Origin of the sequence: Serratia sp. JKS000199 (genome assembly GCF_900215455.1) — a bacterium.
GTDB classification, from domain to species: domain Bacteria; phylum Pseudomonadota; class Gammaproteobacteria; order Enterobacterales; family Enterobacteriaceae; genus Serratia; species Serratia ureilytica.
In genome coordinates, this window is sequence record NZ_LT907843.1 from 1,788,795 (window position 1) to 1,812,709 (window position 23,915).

Sequence of the window (23,915 nt, forward strand, 5' to 3'; positions counted from 1 at the left end):
CGTATTTTCCGATGGTGATTTTCGCCAGGCATCCCCACGCCTGAATAAATCGCCGGAGAATAATGGAAAAAAGTTAGCTTAAGGAAAGATGATGTTTAAACCCGCTTATAAAAAGAACGCCGTCACCCGCGCAATCACCACCGCCATGCCGCTGTTCCTGCTGGCCGGCCACGCGGCGCAGGCGCATCAGCACCCTACCGACGCACAGGTTAATGATGGCGACGTGATCACCGTCACCGCACCGCTCTACTCTCCGCTGACCATCGTGACATCACCGAAAACCCCGCGTCAGCCGGTGCCCGCCAGCGACGGTTCGGACTATCTGAAAACCATTCCCGGTTTTTCGCAGATCCGCAACGGCGGCACCAACGGCGATCCGGTATTTCGCGGCATGTTCGGTTCGCGGCTGAAAATTCTCACTGACGGTTCGGAGATGCTCGGCGCCTGCCCATCGAGAATGGATGCGCCCACCTCTTACATCTCGCCGGAAAGCTTCGATCTGCTGACCATCACCAAAGGGCCGCAGACGGTGCTGTGGGGGCCGGGTTCGTCGGCGGGCACGGTGCGTTTCGAACGTGAACGTCCGCGCTTCGACAAACCGGGCATCAAGGGCAACGCCAGCGTGCTGACCGGCTCCAATGGCCGCTGGGACGAGAATATCGACGCCAGCCTCGGCGCCGAACAAGGTTACCTGCGGGTGATGGCCAACAAGTCGCGCGCCAATGATTACCAGGACGGAACGAATACGCGCGTGCCGTCGCGCTGGGACAAATGGAACGGCGATCTGGCGCTCGGCTGGACGCCGGATGCCGACACGCTGCTGGAAGTGACGATGGGGCGCGGCAACGGCGAAGCGCGCTATGCCGGCCGCAGCATGGACGGTTCGCAGTTCAAACGCGAAAGCCTGGGCATGCGGGTGGAGAAATCCAACATCGGCGAGGTGCTGGATAAGTTGGAAGCGCAGGTCTACTACAACTACGCCAACCACGTGATGGACAACGTGACCCTGCGCTCGCCGGGCAGCGGCGGCATGGGCGGCCATGGTGGGCATGGCGGCATGAGCATGGGGGGCCACGGCGGGCACATGATGTCTTCCGGCATGACGATGCAGCTCGATCGCCGCACCGTCGGCGGCCGCGTGATGGGCACCTGGCAGTGGCAGGACGTGAAGCTTGAAAGCGGCCTGGACACGCAGACCAATACCCACCGCAGCATGAGCCGCGGTAGCTGGGAAAAAGACGCCCAGTTCAACAGCTACGGCGCCTTCGGTGAGCTGACGTGGTCCACCAGCGATCAGGATAAGCTGATCGGCGGCGCGCGTCTCGATCGCACCCTGGTGGAGAACTTCCGCAGCGGCCGCGATGTGGAACGTTCAGATACCCTGCCGAGCGGCTTTATGCGCCTGGAGCATACGCTGGCCGAGCTGCCGCTGATGCTGTATGCCGGCGTCGGCTATACCGAGCGCTTCCCGGATTACTGGGAGCTGTTCTCGCCGAAGCTGGGTCCGAACGGCAGCAAGGATCCGTTCTCCAGCGTCAAGAACGAGAAAACCACGCAGCTCGACATCGGCGCGCAGTACAACGGCAAGCGCTTCAACGGTTGGGTCTCCGCTTATGTGGGCCGCGTCGATGATTTCATCCTGTTCAAATACGATCCGCACAATGCGCGTCTCAGCCAGGCCGATAACGTCAACGCCAACATCATGGGCGGCGAAATGGGCATGGGTTATCAACTGAGCGAGCACTGGAAAACCGACGCCAGCCTGGCCTACTCCTGGGGGAAAAACACCAGCGACGGTCGCCCGCTGCCGCAGATCCCGCCGCTGGAAGCACGCTTGGGGCTGACCTATGAGTACGGCGACTGGAGCGGCACCGGCCTGTGGCGTCTGGTCAGCAGCCAGCACCGCGTGGCGATCAACGAAGGCAACGTGGTGGGCAAAGATTTTGCCGAAAGCGCCGGCTTCGGCGTGCTCTCCGCCAACGCCGCCTACAAGGTGAATAAAAACGTCAAGCTGAGCGCCGGTCTGGATAATATCCTGAACAAGACCTACAGCGAGCACCTCAACCTGGCGGGCAACAGCGCCTTCGGCTATTCGGCCAACAGCGCGGTGAATGAACCGGGCCGCACCCTGTGGGCCAAGGTTAACGTCACCTTCTAAGCCATCCATCGGGCGATGGGCAACCGTCGCCCGGTTACGCGATATGCGATCCGGTTCTTAGGATATGAGTTTTAAGTTTTTCCCATTCGGTTTAGCGGCGATTACTATCACTCTCAACGTAATCAACGATCCGGAGGGAATATGCAAAAGCTCACTCGTTTTCTGGCCCTGCTCGGCGAGCTGATGATTGAAAAAGCCGAAGATGTCGCGCCGCAGGCTGCTCAGCCTGACGATCGCGACGACGCGCTGCCACCGCGCCTCGAGCGTGGCGTTGCGCTGGCCGACCGCTTCCTGTTCATGTAATTCCCGCGCAGTTTAACCCACTCACACTGACCGCACGATATGTTCGCGCAGCCACCGGTGCGCGGGATCCCGATGCGATCGTTCGTGCCACAGCATGGTCATTTCAAAACCCGGCACCGCCAGCGGCGGCTCGAGTTGTTGCAATAAAGGCTGGTTGCGCACCAGCCGCTCCGGCAGCATCGCCACCAAATCGGACTGCGTCAGCACCGAGATAACGAAGAGAAAATGCGGCACGGAAAGCACCACGCGCCGCGTCAGTCCCAAGTCCGCCAGCGCCCGATCGGTGATGCCGTAGAACCCGCCGCCGTCCGGTGAGACCATCACCTGCTCCAATTGGCAAAATTGCGCCAGCGTCAGGTTTTCATGCAGCTTGGGATGGCCGACTCTGCCCACCAGCACATAGCGTTCACTGAACAGCGTGCGCTGACGCAGACCGGGCGGCGCCCCTTCGCGGGTGTGAAACGCCAGATCGATCTCCCCCTGTTCCGCCAGTTTGGCGATGCGTGACGGCGCGGTCTCCAGCACCGCCAGCCGGGTGCCGGGCGCCGCCGTACGTAAACCGTTCAGCGCCGGCAGGACGATGGTGGATTCGCCGTAGTCGAAGGCGGCCGCACGCCAGGTATCGGTCGCCACGGCGGGATCGAACGGCGTGGCCGGCGTCACCGCCAACTCAAGCGCCGCCAACGCCTGACGCAGCGGTTCCCGCAGCTGCTCCGCTCTGGCAGTCGGACGCATGCCGCGCGGGCCGGGCAACAGCAGCGGATCGTCAAAGATCGCCCGCAGTTTGGCGAGATGCACGCTGACCGCCGGCTGAGAGAAATTGAGCCGCTGCGCCGCGCGCGTGACGTTGTGCTCCGCCAGCAGCGCGTCGAGCGTCACCAGCAGGTTGAGATCCAGCCGCCTTAAATTATTCATGGTTATACCTGTGATAACGGTAATTCATTTCTAATATACCTTGTGACGCCCTAACCTGCAGCTCTCACCCCAAGGAGCGTTGTTATGAATGTGCTGATTGTTTACGCCCACCCGGAGCCACAGTCGCTGACCGGCTCACTGAAAAACTTCGCCGTTGAGCGTCTGACGCAGGCCGGCCATCAGGTACAGGTGTCCGACCTGTACGCCATGAAGTGGAAAGCGGCGATCGACGCCGACGACAGCCTGGAAGGCGCATCAGGGCCTCGTTTCGTTCCTTCGCTGGATTCCCAGCGCGCGTTCGCCAACGGCGTGCAGAGCGCCGACATCGAACGGGAACAGCAAAAGCTGCGCTGGGCGGACGCGGTGCTGCTGCAGTTTCCACTGTGGTGGTTCTCGATGCCGGCGATTCTGAAAGGCTGGTTCGATCGTGTCTATGCCTATGGTTTTGCCTATGGCGTCGGTGAACATTCCGATACGCATTGGGGCGACCGTTACGGCGAGGGTATGTTGGCGGGCAAACGGGCGATGCTGATCGTCAGCGCCGGCGGGTGGGAATCCCATTACGCCCCGCGCGGTATCAACGGGCCGATCGACGATATTCTGTTTCCTATCCAGCATGGCATGCTGCATTACCCGGGGTTCGAGGTGTTGCCGCCGTTCGTCACCTATCGCGCCGGAAAGACCGACGAGACGCGCTTCGCCACCCTGTGCGAGCAGCTCGGACAGCGGCTCGATAATCTGTGGCACACCGAGCCGATTCCGTTTCGGCGGCAGAACGCCGGTGACTACCTGATCCCGCAGCTGACGCTGAAAGCGCATCTCGCGCCAGGGCAAGACGGTTTTAGCATTCACCTGAAATAGCGCGAGCCGCTCCCCTTATCGCGGCGCTGACGCAGCGCCGCCCCCGAGGAGGAGTTTGGCGCCCAATCCCATCATGACCAAGCCCGTGAATCTCTGCTGCCACACCAACAACCGGGGATTGCGGGCGAGCCATTGTCCCACGGTGCCGGAGGCCATAGCGACAGAACCCAGCGAAAGGATCCCGGCCAGCTTCTGAATGGAACCTAAAACGAGCAATTGCAGCCAAACCGGCCCGGTTTCAGGGTTAACAAACTGCGGGAGGAAAGCAAACATGAACAGCAGCGACTTAGGGTTGGTCAGGCTGTTAATCGCTCCTTCTTTCACCGCCTGCCACTCGGTCATCATCCGGGGTTTTCGCACGGCATCGGAACGCTGCCGGCTTACCTTCAGCATTTTTATCCCCAGCCAGACCAGATAGGCGGCCCCAACCCAACGCAATACGTCCAACGCCAGCGGATAAGCATGCAGCAGCGTGGCGAGGCCGAGCACCAGCATGGAAACCTGCACCATACCGGCGACAAAAACCATGCCGAAAACATTGAGCAGCGCGATACGGCGGCCTTGGCCGATACCCCGGGCCAACGTGAGCATCATGTCCGGTCCAGGAGACAGTTCCAGAAGGGTAAGTGCAACAAGAAAAGCAATAAACGTTTCGGCTGAAGGCATGGGGTTATCACCGGCGAGTCAAAGGATACGGCAATCATATTCCTCCCCGGACATTCGCAACAGCACTATCAGGCGCATCCGGGGAGTCTCGTTAATTCAGGGCGGCGAGAAATGCCCGATAGCCCTGCGCGCTGCTGTCCAACTCGTGTTGCTGAACCTGCTCTGCCGTCCCGTCCGAAGCGGCTTCCTTGCCGTAAAAGGCAAAGAACGAAGCATAGTCGGCCCGCACATAATCGGCGGTCACTTCAAACGGCCGGAAGATCTCCTCCAGCGAGTAGCGATAACGCCCTTCACGCGCGTAATCTTCTGCGCGCACGCCCGCCGTGACCGCCAGCGCCAGTTTCTTGTTCTGCATCTTATAGCCACTGCGAGAACCGTAGGCCCAGCCGTAGGTGAGCACGTCGTCCAGCCATTTTTTCAGCAGCGGCGGGCTGCTGAACCAGTAAATCGGGAACTGCAGCACGATGTTGTCATGCGCTTCAATCAACTGCTGTTCTTTGGCGACGTCGATCTGCCAGTCCGGATAGGCCTGATGCAGTTCGTGCACGGTATACAGCGCCGGATAGCGCCGCAGTTCCTCCAGCCAACGTTTGTTGACCACCGAGTTCGCCATATCGGGATGTGTCACTACCACCAACGTTTTCATACTGATCTCTCCAGTCAGGTGTTTCGACGCATCTTAGGGTATGCTGACAGAATGTAAAATACGCACACTCACGACACATACTTACCCTGGAGAAAGTGTAAATGACCGCCGAATCCCACTGCAGCCCTACGGGCATCAGCCTTGAAGACACCGGTTATGGCTACACCCTGTCGGTGATCAACGGTAAATACAAAATGATTATTCTCTACTGGCTGGCGTTGTATAAGCCGGTATTGCGGTTCAACGAACTGCAGCGCTGCATCGGCACCATTTCGTATAAAACGCTCAGTTCGACGCTGAAAGAGCTGGAAAAAGATCGCCTGGTGGTGAGAAAGGAGTATCCGCAGATCCCGCCCAAGGTGGAGTACAGCCTGTCCGAGCGTGGACGTTCGCTGATCCCGGTGATCGACATGATGTGTAACTGGGGGGAGCAGCACCGGCCGGAACAGCCGGTGCCGTGAGGGGTTAGTTGTCCGCCGCCGCTGAGGTTGCCGGCGCGGGTTCATCGTGCTCAACCAGCGCGTCCGCCGGCCGGCACTGGCGCAGCGTGCGTACGCTGAAAGCCACCAGCACGCCCAACAAGGCGGCGAATGCGCCAAACGACAGCACGCTCATCAACGGGGTAAATACCCGGCCCAGTACGCCGAGCCCCAGCGCGCCGATCGAATCGCCGGTTACGTCCTGCGCGGTGCCGAGGCTGTTCACCCGTCCCAGCAGATGATCCGGCGTGTTGCTCTGGATCAGCATGAACTGCAGAAGTGAGGCGATAGCGTTGGCGTAGCCGTAGCACACCAGCGCCAGCAGCGCCGGCGCCAAGTGGCTGAACAGCCCCAGTGACGCGATGGCGGTAAACGCGACGATGGCGGCGATCAGGATCAGCACGCCAGGGCGAGAGAAACGCCCCACCCAGCCGCTGGTCAGCGCGCCCAGCATCGCGCCAAGCGGCACCGCGGAATACATCAGGCCGATAGAGGACGCCCCGACGTGGTAAGCGTCCTGCGCCAGCGCCGGGAACAGCACCCTGACGGCGCCGACGATGCTCATCAGCATCCCCAGCAGCACCACCGAGCCGACCACTTTATTGCGCCAGACAAACTGGAAGCCGCTGGCGAGCGCGCGCAGCGGATGTTCCGGCTCCTGCTGCTGCGGCAACAGCGTCGGCAAGCGCACCAGCGGCACAAGGGTGCCCAGCGTCCCTGCCGCCGCGACGGCAAACGCCAGCCCCACGCCGCCGAACACGATGATAATCCCGCCCAGCGCCGGCGCCAGGATCGCGCCGATGCGCACCGTCACCATGCTCAAGGCCCCCGCCGCCGCCAGATTTTCGCGCCCGACCAGCAGCGGGATCACCGCCATCAGCGCCGTCATGCCCAGCGCGCCGAAGAAGCCGTCCCAGGCCGCCAACAGGTAGAGCGCCCACAGCGACGGGGCCGGGGCGAAGGCGTTCACACTCAGGGCGACAAAGCCCAGCCCGCAGGTGCCGCGCGCAAACAGGATCAGCTTGCGGCGATCGTAGCGATCGGCGAGTACCCCGCCCAGCATCAGGCCGATAAACATGCCCACGCCGTCCAGCGCCACCGCGACCCCCACCTGCAACGTGGAGCCGGTCATCGCCTGGATCTGAATCGGCACCCCCACCGCCAGCATGCCGAGGGAAAACACCGACAGCATGCGGGCGCAGAAAATCGCACGAAAATGCGCATTGCTTCTCAGCAAACTGAAATCAAGAAAAAAAGAAGGTTTGGCCATAGTGTCCTGCATATCATGTTTTAGTACGGGCCGTGGCGCACACCCCGGCCCGGTTGCGTTATACCAACCCGTATTGCCGCGTCAGCAGCGAATGCAATAGCGGCCCTAGCGTCTCCAGCGAGGCCGGCGACAGAATGTCCGCGTGCTCGCAGCCTTGGTGATGACAGATCAGCCGATCCAGATACGGCGCCCACACGGCGTTGATGTCCATCAATGGCGGCAGCGTCCGGTCGGCGACAAACAGCGTCGCCGTGCCGTGGAAACGCTGACTGCGCGCCTGAGAAAGAAGGCGCACCGCGTCACGATAGTTGGCGACGATGCTGTCGAACATCGCCGCCTTCTCCGCCATCAGCGCCGGATCGCCATGATCTTCCGCCATAAACTCGGCCTGTTCCTGCGCCACCTCCTTCTGCGCCTCTTCCTCGGTGGGGCCGGTCCAGTCCTGGCCTTCCGGCGGATAGGTATCCAACATGCCGAGGAACGCCACCTCTTCACCCTGCTGCTGCAGACGCGCGGCCATCGAATGCGCCAGCGTGCCGCCGAGCGAATAGCCCAGCAGGTAATAAGGCCCTTGCGGCTGCAGGCGGCGCAGAGTGGCGAGATGACGATCGACCATCTGCTCAATGTCCTCGCAGGTGGCGATGGCGCCATCCGGCCTTGGCGACTGCAGGCCGATGATCGGGTAACTCCCCGGCAGATAACGGCTCAGCCCCGAGTACTGCCAGGCGAAACCGGAAGCCGGGTGCAGACAGAACAGCGCCGGGCCTTGGCCGGCCCGCAACTGCAGGCACTCGCCGACGCCGCGGCTTTCGGCCGAGTTGGCGGCCTGCGCGTCATCGAGCAGGTGCGCCATCTTCTCCAGGCTGCGGGCGAACATGATTTGCCCGACGCTCAACGGCCGCGGGACGCGCCGCCGCAGCTCCGCCGCCAAACGCATCGCCAGCAGCGAGTGGCCGCCCAACGCGAAGAAGTCGTCGTCGGCATACACCGTCTCGCGCCCCAGCAGTTCCCCGAACAGCGCCGCCAGCAGGCGTTCGCTGTCGCTGTGCGGCGCGCGGCCGCTCTGCGGGTTCAACTGCGGCCGCGGCAACGCCTTGCGATCCAGCTTGCCGCTGGCGCTGAGCGGGAAGCTGTCGGTCATGACATAGCTGACCGGCATCATATGCGCCGGCAAACGCGCCTCCAGCGCCTGATGCAGCGCGCCGGTATCCAGCGTCACGCCCGGTTGGGCGATCAGCCAGGCGACCAACTGGCGCATATCGGCGCCGCCCAGCCCCGTCGCGCCCTCGCTTAATTCGATGGCGTGCACCGCCGCTTGCGCTACCCCCGGCTGCGCCAGCAGCGCCTGTTCGATTTCGCCCAGCTCGATGCGCTGGCCGCGGATCTTCAGCTGATCGTCGCTGCGGCCCAAATACTCGACGCTGCCGTCCTCCAGCCAGCGGGCGATATCGCCGGTGCGATACATGCGCGCGCCGTTGCCGGCGGGATCGGCGACAAACCGCTGCGCCGTCAATCCCGGCCGATGCAGATAGCCGTCGGCCAGCTGAATGCCGCGCAGGTAGAGATCGCCGGCGCAGCCGACGGGCACCGGCCGCAGCATGGCGTCGAGAATGCTCAGTTGGGTGTTCCAGACCGGTTTGCCGATCGGCACGCCGGCGCCGCTCACCGCCGCCAATGCCTCGCCGGACGCCGGTTGATAGGTGACATCAACCGCCGCCTCCGTCGGGCCATACAGGTTATGCAGCGGCGCGGCGACCAACGCCTGGTAGCGGGATGCCAGTTCACACGACAACGCCTCACCGCTGCAGAACACGCGTTTCAGGCTGGCGGCGGCGCGCTGCGGCGCACGTTCGTTCAGCGCCTCAACCCAGATAGCCAACATGGACGGAACGAAATGCAGCGTGGTTACGCCATAGTCGTCGATCAACGTCGTCAGCGCCTGCGGATCGCGGTGCGCCTCCGGCGGCGCCATCACCAGGCGCGCGCCGACCATCAGCGGCCAGAAGAACTCCCAGACGGAAACGTCGAAGCTGCACGGCGTTTTCTGCAATACCACGTCCTGCGCATCGAGCGAATACTCATGCTGCATCCAGAACAGACGGTTGACGATCGCCCGGTGGTTCACCACCACCCCTTTCGGCCGCCCGGTAGAGCCCGAGGTATACAGGACGTAGGCGGGATAATCGCCGTTCCCCGCCGGTGCGCGCTGCATCGGTTCGCGCCCGCTGTCGTCCAGCGCATCGAACCGCAACGTCGGCGCCAGCGCGGCAAAACGGGCATCCAAGGCGCTCTCGGTGATAATCAGCCGTGGCTTGGCGTCTGCCACCATGTAGGCCAGACGCTCATCCGGGTAACCGGTATCCAGCGGCAGCCAGGCGGCGCCGGTTTGCACAATCGCCGTCAGCGCCAGGCTGAGGCGCACGGAACGCGGCAACGCCACCGCGACGATATCGCCCGGCTGAATGCCCGCCGCCGTCAGCTGTTCGGCCAACAGCGCGGCCTGGCGCTGCATGTCACGGTAGCTGAGGGTGTGCCCGGCATCCTGCAACGCGATGCGTTCCGGCGTGCGCCGAGCTTGATCGGCGATCGCCTGATGCAAGGTGGTGTCCGCTACCGCCTGTGCGGTGCGGTTGACCGCCGCGATCAACGCCTGTTCCTGCGGGGTTTGCAATTGCCAGCGCGGCAACGGCAGATCCGGTTGCGCAATCCATTGTTGCAGCAGCGCCATCAGCCGCGCGGCGAAGCGTTCAGGCTGCGGCACCGAGTCACGGTACTCCATCAGCAGACGCAGACGCTCGCCGGGCAGCACCAGCAACGTCAGCGGATAGTGGGTATAGCCTTTGTTGCGGATGGCGTCGCAGCGCAGGGAACCTGTGCCGCCGAGCAAGGCATCGTTGTCCGGGTAGTTCTCCACCACCAACAGCGTATCGAACAGCGTGCCCGCGCCGGCCAGGTGCTGGATCTCACCCAATCCCAAATCGTCGTGCTCCAGCAGTTCAATCTGCCGGTGTTGCAGAGCGGTCAGCTGTTCCGTCAACGGCCGGCCGTTTTCCAGCCGTACGCGTACCGGCAGCGTGTTGCTGAACAGGCCAACGTGCTCTTCCACGCCGTCGATCTGGCCAAACCGCCCGGAAACCGGCGAGCCGAACACCACGTCCTGATGGCCGCAACAGCCGGCCAGCTGCAGCGCCCAGATACCCTGCATCACGGTATTGAGCGTCAGCCCGCGTTCGCGGCACAGGGTCAGCAAACGCTGTTCCTCCGCCGGCGGCAGCGTCATTTCCCGCTCAAACACGCGGTCGTCCTGAGCCTCGCCAAACAGCAGCGTTGGCCGCACGTCCTGCAGCGTCTCGCGCCAGATGCGGCGCGAGGCGTCGGCATCCCGCGCGGCCAGGCGGCGCACGATATCGGCATAGTTCGAACGCAGCGGCGGCAACGCCGTTATCCCTTCACGCAATGCGAGCATCAGATCGTTGAGCACCACCGGCGTCGACCAGCCATCGACGATCAGGTGGTGGGCATTGAGGAACAGCGTGCAGCGTTCGCTCTCGCCGTGTTTGACCCACAGCGCATGCAGCATCGCGCCCGGCTGGTTAAACAGATCGCGCTGCAGCTCTTTCTGCTCCAGCTCATTCAGCGCCTGCATTTCTTGTTCGGCGGACAGCGGCGGCAGCCTGAGGCTGTCCAGCGGCCAATGGCTTTCCTGCGGTATCAGCTGCAGCGGTTCGCCCTCGCGGTTGAACCGGGCGGCCAGCTGCGGATGGCGGCGGATCACCGCATCCAGCGCCTGCTGGAGCCGTGGCGCGTCCAGTTCGCCGCAGAGGCTCAGGCGCGTCAGCGAGTTATAACTGCCGCCCTGCTGCGCCGTCTGGGCATGGAACAGCAAGCCGTGCTGCAAGGGCAACAGCGGTAGCGCATCGGCCAACGGCCCATACTCCCGCTCCCAGGCGCGCAGCGTTTCATCGTCGACGTTCGGTTGGGCGATCTCGGCCGCCGTCAACGTTGCCGCTGCGCGTTCGGGATGCCGTTCAGCAAACTCGCACAGCGCACGCACGGCCTGCTCGATGCCCCTATGCAGCGCCTCGATGTCGCTCGCGCTGAAAATCCCCTCCAGCCAGCTCCAGTTGATCGCCAGACACGCGCCGTCGCGCCGCTCTTCGACAAAGATGTTCACTTCCAGCCCGTAACACAGCGCCTGCTGCGTATCCTGCGCCACGGCGAAGGCGTCGCGGAAACGGGTCCGGCTGCGCTGCGGCGTCCAGTGTCCCTCATCCTGGCCGAAGCGCCCGAGGTAGTTGAACAAAATCTCCGGCGCATTGCGCTGCGCCAGCGCGGCCAGTTCGTCACGCTGCGGATGCAAATAGCGCAGTTGACCATAGCCGATGCCGCGATCGGCCACCGCGCGCGTCACCCGTTTCACCGCGCGCACGGCCTCGTGGTGTTCGGCGTCATGCAGTTCGATGCACAGCGGGTACTCCGCCGTCAGCCACCCGACGGTGCGCGCCAGATCGAGGCTATCGTCCAGTTCGGCGCGGCCGTGCGACTCCAGCGAAAAACGCAGCGAAGCGGCCTGGAAATGACGCCGGCAGGCCAGCGCCAGCGCGCACAGCATGATCTCTTCGACCTGAGCGCGGTATCCCTGCGGCAAGGCGCCCAGCAGCGCGGCGGTCAGCCGGCTGTCGAGCAGCGTGCGCCGTTCGCTCACCGAAGCGAGACGATCGGTCTGCGGATCCAGCGCGCGTCGCCCCAAGCGCGGCACGCCGTCCGCCAGCATCTGCCGCCAGAACGGCAGCTCGGTTTCCCGGCGTTCGGCGTCGGCCCGTAAACGCGCGGACCACTCATAGAGCGAGGTTTCCTCCGGCGGCAGCGCGATCGGCTGCCCCTGCATGGCGCTGTCGGCCGCTTGCCGCAGTTCGTCGAGCAGGATGCGCCAGGAAACGCCGTCAACCACCAGGTGGTGGATCGCCAGCACCAGCCCGAGGCTCTGCCCGTCACGCTGTAACAAGATGGCCTGCATCATGCTGCCCTCGGCCGGATTGAGGCGCGCCAGCGCGGCATCAAACGCCTGTTCCGCCGCGGTTTCCAGATCGCCGGATACGGGATGACGCTGCATCAATTCACCGGCGGCGGCGGTTTCAACCACCAACTGGCCGTCGCGGATCCGCGCGCCCAGCGCCGGGTGTGCCGTACGCAGCTGTTCCAACGCATAACGCAGCTGTGCCGGTTGCAATTCGGCAGGCACGCGCAGGAAAACGCCGTGCGCGAAGAGACGATGCATGTCGCCCGTCTCGGCAAACCAGTGCAGGATCGGCAGCCCGTCGATCGGGCCTTGCTGCACGCTGCGCGCGGCCTGAGATCCAACGGCCAGCGGCTGCATCGCCTGCGCCATGCGCGCGGGGGTGTGCAGCGCGAAGATCTCACGCGGCCGCAGCAGATACCCGTTGCGCCGCAGGGCGGTGCCCAGCCCCATCGCCGAGATGCTGTCGCCGCCGAGCGCGAAGAAATCGTCGTCGGCACCGACGCGCTCCATCCCCAACAGCTGCGCCATGGCGCGGCAAATCAGCCTTTCCTGCTCGGTGGCCGGCTCGCGCAGGCTTTGCGCCAGCGTCTCCTGCGGTTTGGGCAGCGCCTGACGGTCAATCTTGCCGTTAACGTTAAGCGGCAGCTCCGGCATCACCACCAGGATCGCCGGCACCATGTAATCCGGCAGACGCTGCGCCAACTGCCCCAGCAGCTCGCTCTGCAGCGCGGGTGAGGCGCGCCGCGCGTCATCCTGCACCGAGCAGTAACCGATCAGGCGATAGGTAGCGCCGATCGGCTCGGCGATCACCACCGCCCGCCCCACGTTCGGCAAGGCAGCCAGCGCGCTCTCCACTTCACCCAGCTCGACGCGGAAGCCGCGCACCTTGATTTGGTGATCGGTACGGCCAATGAACACCAGCTGGCCGTCCGCGCTCCAACGCATCAGATCGCCGCTGCGGTACATCACCTCGCCGTCGGCGAACGGATTGGCGACAAAGCGCGCCGCCGTCAGATCCGGGCGGCGCAGGTAACCGCGCGCGATGCCCTTGCCTGAAATGTACAGTTCCCCCGCCGCGCCGATCGGCACCGGCTGCAGGCGACTGTCGAGCAGCCAGACTTCGGTATTGGCCAGGGGGCGCCCGATCACCGGCTGGTCTGCGGCCGTGACCGGCGCGCCGAGGGTATCGACGGTGTATTCGGACGGGCCGTAATAGTTATGGATCTCGACTTCCGGATGCTGCCGCATCAGGTTCCACAGCGTCGGTGTCGCCGCCTCGCCGCCGATCATCACAAACGCCGGCAGCGGAAACTGTCCCTTCAGCAGGCCGCAATCCACCAACTGCGAGAGGAACGACGGCGTGATGTCCAGCAGATCGATCGGGGTCTGTTGGGTCTGTTCGAGCAACGCCCAGGGGTCGCGGCGCAGCTCTTCATCGAAGATAACCAGTTCGCTGCCCATCATCATGCAGAACAGCGGCTCCCAGGAGGAGTCGAAAGAGAACGAAGCGGTATGCCCGGCGCGCAGACGCCGCCCGCGGCGAGCCTGGAATTTTTCAATCGCCGGGCCGAACAGCGAGGCCTGATGCGACAAGAACAGGTTCAGCAGCCCGCGGTGCGTGGACATCACGCCTTTGGGTTTGCCGGTCGAACCGGAGGTGTAAATCATGTAGGCCAGATGCGCCTCGTTCAGCGGCGCGCGCCGCTCTTCGTCCGATATCGGCGCGGCCTCGGCGGCCGCGCAGCGCGCCCGGCATTGCGCCTCATCGAGGCACATGATCTGCGGCAGATCCGGCATGTTGGCCCGCGTGTCGCTGTGGGTCAGCAGCATCACCGGCCGCGCGTCGTCGCACATCAGCGCCAGACGTTCACGCGGATAATCCAGATCGAGCGGCATATAGGCCGCGCCGCTGGCCAACACGCCAAACAGCGCGACCAGCGTGTCCACCGAGCGCGGAATGCCGATGGCGACCACGTCTTCGGCGCCGATGCCGCTTTCGATCAGCACGCGCCCCAGTTGCATCACCCGTTCACTGAGTTGACGGTAGCTGAGGCGCACATCGCCGCAGGTCACCGCCAACGCCTCGGGCTGTCGCTCAACCTGACGCTGGAAAGCGTCCATGATCGACACCATGCCCGCCGGCGGCGTCAGCTCAGCGCCGCGCCCCCAGGCCGCGAGTTGGCGCAGCTCCCCTTCGCTGACCAGCGCCAGTTGACCGTTCGGCTGATGCGGCCGCCGCGCCAGTTGCTGCAGCCAATGGCCAATGCGCTCCGCATGGCCTTGCAAGGTGCGCGGCGCGTATTTGGCCGGGTTGGCCACCAACGACAGCGTCAGCACGCCGCTTCGAAAACCGATCTCAAACTCGAGGTCGTCGACCGGCCCCATCGCCAGCGTATGGGTAACGGCCGCTTGACCGTCGAAGGACAAGGCGCTGTGGTAAACCTTGACGTTGACCACCGGGCCGTACAGCTCCTGATGGCCGCCGACCAGGCCGAGATCGCGTTTGATCTGCTCCGCCTCATAGCGCTGATGGCGCCGCACCTGTTTGATTTGCGCCGCGGTGGCCTGGCAGACGTCCGCCAGCGACATCTCCGGCGTCACGTTCAGCAGCAGCGGCAGCACGTTAACCACCGGGCCGATCGCCGCCAGCGCCTGCGAGCCCATGCGGCGCATGAAAGGAAAACCGATGGAGAGCCGGGTTTCGCCGCTCATGCGCGCCAGATACATCGCCAGTGCCGCCGTGACGATATCGGCCGGTTGCAACGACTGCAGCGCCGCATCGCGCAGCGCTTCGTCAAACAGCGACTCCGGCAGCACCAGCGCCTGTTTGAGCGGCCGAGCGCCCGGTTCGACCTCGCGGTTTTCCGTCGCCAATGACAGCGGCGACGGCAGATCGCGCAGATGCTGCCGCCAGAATTCGGCCGCCCGCTGGCGTGCGGGCGACGTTTGCCATTGCTGAAACTCTTCCACCACCTTGCCGAACGGGGTAAACGGCGAGGCCGCCGGCGACAGCCCGTGGCGCAGCGCGCGGTAGATATCGGCGATCCGGCGGGTGATGGCCTCGAAGCTGAAGCCGTCCAGGGTCAGATGATGAAAGCGCTGGTACCAGAACCAGCGATCGGCGCTGATGCGGATCACCGCATGGCGATAGAGCGGGCGCTCGCCGTCCGCGGGCAGATCCTGCGCCAGATCGTCGTGCATCAGCGCCAGCGCCGCCTGCTCGGCGTCTGGCCGCGCGCTGAAGTCAAACCACTCCGGCGCCAGCACCCGCGCGGGATCCGCGTTCAGCGGTAAACGTTGCACCGGCTGGCCGTCCTGCGCCTCAAAGAAGCGCGCCTGAACCGTATCCGCCTCCGCCAGCCCCTGGCGAATCGCGCGCTCCAGCGCCGAACGATCGATATCGCCGTGCAGTTCGGTGTAGTGCGCCACGGCGAAGCTGTTGCGCCGCAGCGCGATTTGGTCGGCAATCCAGATCCCCGGTTGCGCCGCAACCAGCGGATAATCCCGATACTCGACCTGAGTATCCGGCAAAGAAAGCGTTTCTGACATGGTGTCTGTCCTTTTCCTCAAACGGAATGTAGCGATGTGGCTGTGCGGCGATTAACGCGGCGCATCCGCCGCTTTCAACGACGCCGGCCGCATGTCCTGCCAGTGCGCTTCGATATAGTCGATACATTCACCGCGCGACGCCGGCCCCATCAACACGCGCCATCCCGGCGGCGTATCGGCAAACTGCGGCCACAGCGAGTACTGCTGTTGCGCGTTGACCAACACGGAGAAACGGAGACTTTCGTCATCGAACGGGTTTTGTTGTTCCTGAGTCATTTGCCTTACCTGTCTGTCAAAATGTGGAATTACTTCATTGCGGAAAGCAGCCGGCGCACGCCGTCCACCAGACCGCCGCGCCAGCAGAGCGCGTCATGTCCGCCGGAATACACGCGGTAGTCGGCACGATGCCCGGCCGCCGTCAGCGCCTGGTGCATCTGGCGATTGACGAATTCGATGTCCGCCTCTCGATCGCCGGCTTGCTGAATCACGGTGAGCGTCGGCGCGGTCGCGCCGCGCTGCCGAACCTGGCGTATCAACCAGCCTTCCTCCAACTCATGGCGTTTTTCGAACTGGGTAACGAATTGCACCGTGGGCCACCAGAAGGAGCCGGACTGGCTCAGCACATGGCCGAAGCGCTCGGGCCAGTGCAGGCCGGCGTATAACGCCGCCAGTCCGCCGTAGCTCTGGCCGGCGACCACGGTGCGCGCCCCCTCTTCGCTGAACGGTTCGCGCCGCTGCGCCTGCGGCAGCAGTTCGTCGATCACCGCCTGCCAAAAGGCGGCGTTGCAAGGCAGCTCGTTTTCCCGGTGTTCGCCATCGATCGCATCGATCAGCAGCCAGCACGCGGGCGGCAGATGCCCTTTTGCGGTCTCGTTCTCAATCACCGGCAGCAATGCGTGCCTTTCGATCCAGTTCTGGCCGTCGAGCAGCAGCACCAGCGGGCGGTTCGCGTTGTCCGCCGCCTCGCCGCCGGCATACAGCCATACGCGCCGCCGGGTGCCCAGCCGTTCGCTGTGCCAGTGAAAAAGCTGTAGCCGCGCTTCATCCAACGGCCGATCGGCGGCCTGCCAGGCGCTTTGGTCGTCCGCGTCCGGCCCCTGAGCCAGGGAAACGGCGCGCGGGCGATAAGCCGGCCCCAGCGAGGTGCGATTCAGCGGATCGGCGATCGCCAACGGGAACAGCGATACCCACCAGGCGCGCTGCTGGCGATCGCGCAACGTTTCGTCGTCGCTAAAGACGGGAGGAAGATCTCGCGCCGTAATCGGGATCAGGCTGTAACTGCCGCGCCAGCGGCGATCGACAACGGCCGCGCCGTACCAAACGTCGGTGCCGGGGAGCCTTTTCAGGCTGCTGGGGGTCGTGCTGTGATGGTCGGTAATGCCGTTGATATCGGCATAGACGCGGCATATCGGCGAGAGCCGCTCGTCGCCGGCAGGATCGCGCCATAGCCAGGTCATTCTGACGTGCTGTTCATCGTGCGCGTCGACGACAGGCGTGCCATGAGCGGCAACCTTCTGCCACCATGCGGGTTGCCCCGCCGCCGCCTCACGCAGCCAGTGCGCCGCCAATCCCTCATGGCCGTGTTCTGGCCTCTTTTCCGGCAAAAACTCCATAGCGCCCCTTACATAACGTGCGTGACTTTTACAAAACCTGACAATCGTATTGATACTCATTATCATTTTCAATACTATTTGTCGGATTTTTGCCGTCGTGCAAACGCGACGTCTCCGCGTCGACGAGGGAAACCGTATTCATCGGCATTGCGGGGTTTATCAGGGTGGCATTACACACAAAAGTAGGCATGCAGGAGAGATAATGAATATTAGAAACAAAGGGATAGAAAACGATAGTGCAGAGGCGATGTCCGCCAACCGGCTGTTGCTGGGGGCGACGCTGGCGCTACTGCCCTTCGCGCAAAACGCTTTTGCCGCGGCGGACGAGACGATGGTGGTGACCGCCGACGCGCAGAGCAGCGTGACCGCGCCCGTCAAAGGGATCGTCGCCAAAGAGAGCGCCGCCGGCACCAAAACCGCCGCCCCGCTGAGCAAAACCCCGCAGTCCATCTCGGTGGTGACGCGCGAGCAAATGAACGACCAGGAACCGGCGTCGGTCGCCGACGCCTTGAACTACACCAGCGGGGTGGTCACCACCTATCGCGGCAATTCCAACCGCAATGACGAAGTGATCAGCCGCGGCTTCCGCTACGCGCCCAAGCTGCTCGACGGCCTGCACTTTGGCCTCTCGAGCCAAAACGGCGGCGCCGGGCAGATCGATCCCTGGTTGCTGGAGCGCGTGGAAATGGTGCACGGCCCGGCCGGCGTGCTTTACGGCCAGGTCAGCCCCGGCGGCGTGGTGGTGATGACCAGCAAACGCCCTACCGCCCAGAGCATTCACGAAGTTAAATTCAGCACCGGCAACCGTCATCTGGCGGAAACGGCGTTCGACTTCGGCGGCAAACTCAACGACGACAACACCCTGTTCTATCGCCTGAACGGTATCGCCAGAACCGAACATGAGTTTGTCAAAGACAGCAAGCAGCAACGGGTGGCCATCGCCCCGGCCTTCACCTGGCTGCCGAACGAAGACACCAGTTTTACGCTGCTGACCAGCTACCAGAACGATCCGAAAGCCGGATCGCGCAACTTCCTGCCGCGCGCCGGCACACTGTTCCCAACCAGCGCGGGCTATGTGCCCTATGACTTCAACATCAGCGAACCCAGCTTCAACAAGTCGCGGCGCGAGCAGGCGTCGATCGGCTACAGCCTCGAGCACAACTTCAGCGATGCGCTGTCGTTTACCCAGAACCTGCGTTTCACCCACCGTGATGAGGACTATAAATATCTGGTTTATAACGTAAACTCGAAGGTCAACGACCACACCGTCACCCGCATGGCGCAGCATGAAACGCAGATGACCAACGAGTTTGGCGTGGATAACCAGCTGAAGGGCCTGTTCGACACCGGCGAGGTGAAACACACGGTGCTGGGCGGATTGGATTACCGCTACAGCCATATCGATTCGAAGATGTATCGCGATCGCGGCAACGATTACCCGATCGACTGGGCCAACCCGGTTCGCCCCAGCATCGATGGCAGCACGCTGGCGCTGGCTTCCAGCGATTTGAAGACGCTGAATCAGATCGGGGTGTATCTGCAGGACCAGCTGGCGTGGAATAACTGGAACCTGCTGCTGTCCGGCCGTCAGGACTGGTCGCAGGTCAACACCCGCGATCGCACCAGCGGCGGCAAAGAGCAGACCTACAATGATGCCCAGTTCACCGGCCGTGCGGGCCTGCTCTACGCCTTTGACAACGGCATTTCGCCGTACGTCAGCTACAGCACCTCGTTCGATCCTAACCTGTACCCGAGCGCGCCGGGCGCCGACCCGCTCAAGCCGACCACCGGCAAACAAACCGAGGTGGGCGTGAAGTACCAGATCCCGGGCGGCAACACCCTGCTGACCCTCTCCTGGTTCGACATCACCCAACGCAATGTGGCGTCTTACAACCGTCTCACCTCCGCCTACGAGCAGATCGGTGAGGTGAAATCCAAAGGGATTGAGGCGGAAGTGCACGCTCAGCCGACGCCGGAGATCAAGCTGATCGCCGCCTACACCTACACCGACGTGGTGACCAAAGACTCCAACTCGGCCGACGAAATCGGCCACAGCCCGGCGGGCATTCCGCGCCACGCGGCGTCCGCCTGGGGCAGCTACAGCTTCCTGAGCGGCGCGCTCAACGGCCTGACCGTCGGCAGCGGCGTGCGTTACATCGGCGATGCGCCGGCCGACGCCACCGGCCAGTACGATGTGCCGCACTACACGCTGTACGACGCCATGGTGAAATATGATCTCGGCCAGGCCTCGCCGGCGCTGCGCGGTGCGGCGCTGCAGCTCAACGTGCAGAACCTGACGGACAAGAAATACGTTTCATCCTGCAGCGGCGAGTACGCCTGCTTCTACGGCAGCGGCCGCAGCGTCATCGCTTCGGTGAACTACCGCTGGTAACGAAAAGGGGCGGCCAGCGCCGTAATGCTTGTCAGTTAGCTTTTTTCTGAAGGTATTGGTGACGTATTTCGGTCGATAAATGTGAGATGCACCATGAAACTCATGCGCCTCGACCGAGCAAGGGACCGTAGGCGCGGTCCCTTGCAACCCGCGCCTTTGCCCTATCAGACGGTTGGCTTTGCCAACTGCCCTCTCTCCGCCATACCGCATTGAGGCCGGCTGCGACAGGCGTCCCTGCCTGTCTCACCTGAAACCGCCGTCCATGGCGGTTTCTCCTAATGCGCTATGCCTACGTTCGGCGTCTTCAAGGGCGCCCAACACCGCGCTCATCTCCAACTTCTCTACCACAACCTCATAAGCGACAGATTTCCCGGTAGCTGCCAGCTCAGGTGTTGACCTTGGGCGCGCATCACCGGCTGCCGAGCAAGACGGCGTTGTCAGGGGCAACCGGCCAGGGAAGGCCGGTTGAGGCGAGACTAACAGGGACGTTTGTCGCAGCCGACCCGCCCGACAATGCAGACGCGGCGAGGGTATCCGCATAGCGGACAGACGGTGTTAAGCGAAGGCGCGGGTGGAGGGGCCGCGCCTTCGGCCCCTCCAATTGCCGTTCATTGTGGTAACAGAGAAATTCGGGGTATTTACGGCAATTTTTCCTGCACGGCGCTGACAGAGACCGGATAAAAAATGCCAGTCAGGTTTACGGCCATCGCCGCCCCTTTCTTCCACCTTTCCCGCCGCGTTTACTCTTGCTTCAATTCCCGCAGATGCTTGTACACCGTGGCGCGCCCCATCGACAGCACGTTGGCGATATAGTCCGCCGCGCTTTTGGCCTTGAACGCCCCCTGATGATAGAGATCGCTGACCAGCCGACGTTTCTGTTCGCGGCTCAGCGCGCCGAGCGCAGCGTTCTCGCGCCGCAGCCAGTCATGCAGGAAGGTATTGATCTTCTCTTGCCAGTCGTCTTTGAACAGCTGTTGCGGCTGCGGCTGCAATCGCGTGACCGACAGGAACATATCCAGCGCGTTGCGGGCGTCCTCGAACATCGCGGTGCTCAGGTTGATGCACAGCAGATAGCTGGGGTTGCCCTGCTCGTCGCGCGCGGCGATGCTCACCGAGCGCATCTTTTTGCCGTCCCAGTTCAGCTTTTCGTAGGGGCCGGTCACGTTGGCGCCGCCATCAAACGTGAAATCTTCCAGCCCCGCGTCGTCGCCCGGTTTGCGCTTCGACAGGTTGTTCGCCAGGTAAGCTATCTTGTTGGCGGCCAAATCGTGGATCACCACTTCCGCATTCGGGAAAAACAGGGCCGCGATGCCGTCGGCGACCGACCGCAACAGTTCAAGTTGAGAAGAAGAATTCGCCACGCTGGGGTGTCTCCGTATAGCCCGGTTTGGTTTGTTGTTCAGCCGCTTAGCATACCGCAGTTGCCGCCGCTTGCCGAGCGGATGGCGTTGGTTCCCCCCTCACTACCGGCTGCGCCGCAAGTGACCTTTTATCCCGACGGGGGGCATGATTGGCCATTGCCGGTCGCCGGCGAAATAACGCACGCCCCTTCAAAGTGGAAAAGGAAATAGGTTAACCACGCCGTTCACCTACCGTTTTTTATTTAAAAACCGCCCCCCTTGCCAATGACATTAATAACCGCACCACCGTTATTGAATTATTGCCTCAGGCCGTTGGTGAGTTGATTAGCAAACTCCCTTATGCAAGAAAAATCTCATACAAATCATCATGTTTTGCATAAAGCAAAGCGCCAATTCAGATTATTCCTAATTATTTATTTCAGACATCAGGAATAAATTTAACCTGCAGTACTGCAATAAGGATGCAGCTTAATTTGAGTTGTATAAGCAATTTAATTTAAAGGACTTTTATTATGAATTATGAATCCAAGGCGGACTGTTCCGCCAACAGCTACATTATTGAAATTTCAAGTTTTAAACTGCCGGCCTCACTCAGCCCTGAAGCGTTTGCCGTATTGGACAAGCGCGTTGAAGAGGAATTTATCTCGAACCAAAACGGGTTTATTTCGCGTGACTCGGGCATCAGCGTAGACAATGAGCCTCGCTGGGTGAACATTGTAAAATGGGAGACGCTGTTGGATGCGGATGAAAACATCTACCAATTTACGCAAGCTTCCGCGCCGGCGTCCGTCAAAGAATATCTGGCGAGTATCGGCGCTGAACCGGTGGAATTACAACGCTATCAGCATACCGGCGCCTAATGCGTATCGGATGACCACGCCACCGCGGCGCGGTCTTCTTTAAACGCTGATTCGCCAAACCAGAACGGGTGGCCGGCCGCTCGCGGTCACCCGTCCGTTTCAGGTGAACACGCTTTTCAGCCCACTCTTCTGCCGCAATACAGTAAAACAGCCCCGAATCATGCTTCTCGCTGCCAAGGCAAAACGCGGCGGCAGACGGCGTTTTAACAGGATTTTAACGCTGCCGAGGGGAAACGCCATTGTCAACATAGCAGTTAAATAAAATGAAACTTTTTGATCACATTCAAGCTTCTGAAAAATAGATATAAAGGGTTTTTATGCGCTTTATATGCATAAAGTATGCATGTGCCCGCTAACGCCCGGCGAAAAGTAATTAACTATTCATTTACCGCCCTGCAGGCGGCGAAAAACCGTCCGCTGGCCCGATGAGCGGGGGGCTAACAACCGGCATAATTAGTGGTAAATTTAGCGGCGCAAAGTGTTATGCGCTTGCTAATCCACGGTTAAACGAAATAAATACCTCTAAAATATAAAGGTTGGTTATGGAAAAGCTATCCTACGCTTCAGACAGCAGCACCACCGCTTGGGCTACATATCTGCAACAAATCGATCGCGTCGCCCCTTACCTCGGCGACCTCTCACGCTGGGTTGATACGCTGCGTCACCCTAAACGCGCTTTGATTGTCGATATCCCGCTGCAGATGGACGATGGCACCATCCGTCACTTCGAAGGCTTCCGCGTACAGCACAACCTGTCGCGCGGGCCGGGTAAAGGCGGTATCCGCTTCCACCCTGACGTCGATCTGAACGAAGTGATGGCCCTGTCCGCCTGGATGACCATCAAGTGCGCCGCGGTCAACCTGCCGTACGGCGGCGCCAAGGGCGGCATCCGCGTCGATCCGTTCAAACTGTCTGAAGGTGAACTGGAGCGACTGACCCGCCGCTACACCAGCGAAATCGGCTTCATCATCGGGCCACAGAAAGACATTCCTGCGCCGGACGTCGGCACCAACGCTAAAGTGATGGCCTGGATGATGGATACCTACTCCATGAACCACGGCACCACCATCACCGGCGTGGTGACCGGTAAGCCAATCCACCTCGGCGGCTCCCTGGGCCGTGAGAAAGCGACCGGCCGCGGCGTGTTCGTGACCGGCAGCGAAGTGGCCAAGCGTCTGGGCGTGCAGATCGAAGGCGCCAAAGTGGCGGTGCAAGGCTTCGGTAACGTGGGCAGCGAAGCGGCTCGCCTGTTCGTCGGCGTCGGCGCTCGCGTCGTCACCATCCAGGACCACTCCGCAACCCTGTTCAACGCCAACGGCATCGATCTGGCCGCGCTGACCGAATACCAGGCCAAGCACAAGCAGATCGCCGGTTTCCCAGGCGCCAGCGAGATCGAAAGCGAAGCGTTCTGGTCGGTTGACATGGACATCCTGATCCCTGCGGCGCTGGAAGGCCAGATCACCCGTCAGCGCGCCGAAATCCTCAGTGCCAAGCTGGTGCTGGAAGGGGCTAACGGCCCAACCTTCCCAGAAGCGGACGACATTCTGCGTTCCCGTAACATCACCGTGGTTCCGGACGTTATCTGTAACGCCGGCGGCGTAACGGTCAGTTACTTCGAGTGGGTGCAGGACATGGCGAGTTACTTCTGGAGCGAGTCCGAGATCAACGAGCGTATGGACAAGATCATGACCGACGCGATGGTCCACGTCTGGAACAAGGCCGCAGAGAAAGAGTGCAGCCTGCGCACCGCCGCTTATATCGTGGCTTGTGAGCGCATCCTGACCGCACGTAAAGAGCGTGGCATCTACCCAGGTTGATGCCC

The 23,915-nt window shown here is 62.3% G+C and carries 15 protein-coding genes; 7 read left to right on the forward strand and 8 right to left on the reverse strand.

Annotated elements, in window-relative coordinates; translation table 11 throughout:
• The first annotated feature begins 91 nt into the window (after positions 1–91).
• Together CPH57_RS08680 and CPH57_RS24565 are read left to right on the forward strand one after the other, a co-directional pair.
• Entirely contained in the window at positions 92–2,158 is a 2,067-nt protein-coding gene (locus tag CPH57_RS08680; protein ID WP_046687060.1) for a TonB-dependent copper receptor, read from the forward strand.
• 141 nt (positions 2,159–2,299) lie between these two features.
• A complete protein-coding gene (locus CPH57_RS24565; RefSeq protein WP_162882344.1) occupies positions 2,300–2,461 on the forward strand; it encodes a hypothetical protein in 162 nt (53 codons plus the stop codon).
• Between the two features lie 21 nt (positions 2,462–2,482).
• Here the strand turns inward: CPH57_RS24565 and CPH57_RS08685 are convergent, their stop codons facing one another.
• Positions 2,483–3,376: a LysR family transcriptional regulator gene (locus CPH57_RS08685; protein WP_096242258.1), complete on the reverse strand. Its 894-nt coding sequence runs from the start codon at positions 3,374–3,376 to the stop codon at positions 2,483–2,485.
• 84 nt (positions 3,377–3,460) lie between these two features.
• Here CPH57_RS08685 and CPH57_RS08690 point away from each other — a divergent pair, with 84 nt between their 5' ends.
• Positions 3,461–4,237, forward strand: coding sequence for an NAD(P)H-dependent oxidoreductase (locus tag CPH57_RS08690; protein WP_046687062.1), 777 nt, complete (start codon positions 3,461–3,463; stop codon positions 4,235–4,237).
• 15 nt (positions 4,238–4,252) lie between these two features.
• Here CPH57_RS08690 and CPH57_RS08695 read toward each other — a convergent pair whose 3' ends face one another.
• The gene (locus CPH57_RS08695; protein ID WP_072022528.1) at positions 4,253–4,903 is read right to left on the reverse strand and encodes a LysE family translocator; all 651 of its coding nucleotides are present in this window, start codon (positions 4,901–4,903) and stop codon (positions 4,253–4,255) included.
• 91 nt (positions 4,904–4,994) lie between these two features.
• On the reverse strand, positions 4,995–5,549 hold the full coding sequence (locus tag CPH57_RS08700) for an NAD(P)H-dependent oxidoreductase (protein WP_033643110.1): 555 nt from the start codon (positions 5,547–5,549) through the stop codon (positions 4,995–4,997).
• Positions 5,550–5,650: 101 nt separating this feature from the next.
• On the opposite strand from CPH57_RS08700, the gene CPH57_RS08705 reads away from it, so the two are divergent.
• On the forward strand, positions 5,651–6,010 hold the full coding sequence (locus CPH57_RS08705) for a helix-turn-helix domain-containing protein (protein WP_025302868.1): 360 nt from the start codon (positions 5,651–5,653) through the stop codon (positions 6,008–6,010).
• Positions 6,011–6,014: 4 nt separating this feature from the next.
• Here CPH57_RS08705 and entS read toward each other — a convergent pair whose 3' ends face one another.
• Genes entS through fes form a run of 4 tightly spaced genes read right to left on the reverse strand, consistent with a single transcriptional unit; the run spans position 6,015 to position 17,480 of the window.
• The gene (entS, locus tag CPH57_RS08710; RefSeq protein WP_096242259.1) at positions 6,015–7,298 is read right to left on the reverse strand and encodes an enterobactin transporter EntS; all 1,284 of its coding nucleotides are present in this window, start codon (positions 7,296–7,298) and stop codon (positions 6,015–6,017) included.
• Between the two features lie 58 nt (positions 7,299–7,356).
• Complete coding sequence (locus CPH57_RS08715) at positions 7,357–15,867, reverse strand: non-ribosomal peptide synthetase (RefSeq protein ID WP_096242260.1); 8,511 nt, start codon at positions 15,865–15,867, stop codon at positions 7,357–7,359.
• Between the two features lie 51 nt (positions 15,868–15,918).
• Positions 15,919–16,143, reverse strand: coding sequence for an MbtH family protein (locus tag CPH57_RS08720; RefSeq protein WP_033643114.1), 225 nt, complete (start codon positions 16,141–16,143; stop codon positions 15,919–15,921).
• A gap of 29 nt (positions 16,144–16,172) precedes the next feature.
• Positions 16,173–17,480: an enterochelin esterase gene (gene fes / locus CPH57_RS08725; protein WP_226772936.1), complete on the reverse strand. Its 1,308-nt coding sequence runs from the start codon at positions 17,478–17,480 to the stop codon at positions 16,173–16,175.
• 202 nt (positions 17,481–17,682) lie between these two features.
• Here fes and CPH57_RS08730 point away from each other — a divergent pair, with 202 nt between their 5' ends.
• Positions 17,683–19,872 (forward strand): TonB-dependent siderophore receptor, encoded by a 2,190-nt coding sequence (locus CPH57_RS08730; protein WP_096242262.1) that lies wholly within the window; start codon positions 17,683–17,685, stop codon positions 19,870–19,872.
• Between the two features lie 740 nt (positions 19,873–20,612).
• On the opposite strand, the gene CPH57_RS08735 is transcribed toward CPH57_RS08730, so the two are convergent.
• Positions 20,613–21,233, reverse strand: a complete 621-nt coding sequence (locus CPH57_RS08735) for a transcriptional regulator (RefSeq protein ID WP_042784528.1) — start codon at positions 21,231–21,233, stop codon at positions 20,613–20,615.
• A gap of 512 nt (positions 21,234–21,745) precedes the next feature.
• On the opposite strand from CPH57_RS08735, the gene CPH57_RS08740 reads away from it, so the two are divergent.
• Entirely contained in the window at positions 21,746–22,093 is a 348-nt protein-coding gene (locus CPH57_RS08740; RefSeq protein ID WP_033643118.1) for an antibiotic biosynthesis monooxygenase, read from the forward strand.
• Between the two features lie 542 nt (positions 22,094–22,635).
• Positions 22,636–23,910: a Glu/Leu/Phe/Val dehydrogenase gene (locus CPH57_RS08745; protein ID WP_033643119.1), complete on the forward strand. Its 1,275-nt coding sequence runs from the start codon at positions 22,636–22,638 to the stop codon at positions 23,908–23,910.
• The last annotated feature ends 5 nt before the right edge of the window (positions 23,911–23,915 follow it).

Bases quoted from the DNA above. Each gene is read 5' to 3' on its own strand.
- CPH57_RS08680 (WP_046687060.1), top strand. From the start codon at position 92: ATGTTTAAACCCGCTTATAAAAAGAACGCCGTCACCCGCGCAATCACC.
- CPH57_RS24565 (WP_162882344.1), top strand. From the start codon at position 2,300: ATGCAAAAGCTCACTCGTTTTCTGGCCCTGCTCGGCGAGCTGATGATT.
- CPH57_RS08685 (WP_096242258.1), bottom strand. From the start codon at position 3,376: ATGAATAATTTAAGGCGGCTGGATCTCAACCTGCTGGTGACGCTCGAC.
- CPH57_RS08690 (WP_046687062.1), top strand. From the start codon at position 3,461: ATGAATGTGCTGATTGTTTACGCCCACCCGGAGCCACAGTCGCTGACC.
- CPH57_RS08695 (WP_072022528.1), bottom strand. From the start codon at position 4,903: ATGCCTTCAGCCGAAACGTTTATTGCTTTTCTTGTTGCACTTACCCTT.
- CPH57_RS08700 (WP_033643110.1), bottom strand. From the start codon at position 5,549: ATGAAAACGTTGGTGGTAGTGACACATCCCGATATGGCGAACTCGGTG.
- CPH57_RS08705 (WP_025302868.1), top strand. From the start codon at position 5,651: ATGACCGCCGAATCCCACTGCAGCCCTACGGGCATCAGCCTTGAAGAC.
- entS (WP_096242259.1), bottom strand. From the start codon at position 7,298: ATGGCCAAACCTTCTTTTTTTCTTGATTTCAGTTTGCTGAGAAGCAAT.
- CPH57_RS08715 (WP_096242260.1), bottom strand. From the start codon at position 15,867: ATGTCAGAAACGCTTTCTTTGCCGGATACTCAGGTCGAGTATCGGGAT.
- CPH57_RS08720 (WP_033643114.1), bottom strand. From the start codon at position 16,143: ATGACTCAGGAACAACAAAACCCGTTCGATGACGAAAGTCTCCGTTTC.
- fes (WP_226772936.1), bottom strand. From the start codon at position 17,480: ATGGAGTTTTTGCCGGAAAAGAGGCCAGAACACGGCCATGAGGGATTG.
- CPH57_RS08730 (WP_096242262.1), top strand. From the start codon at position 17,683: ATGAATATTAGAAACAAAGGGATAGAAAACGATAGTGCAGAGGCGATG.
- CPH57_RS08740 (WP_033643118.1), top strand. From the start codon at position 21,746: ATGAATTATGAATCCAAGGCGGACTGTTCCGCCAACAGCTACATTATT.
- CPH57_RS08745 (WP_033643119.1), top strand. From the start codon at position 22,636: ATGGAAAAGCTATCCTACGCTTCAGACAGCAGCACCACCGCTTGGGCT.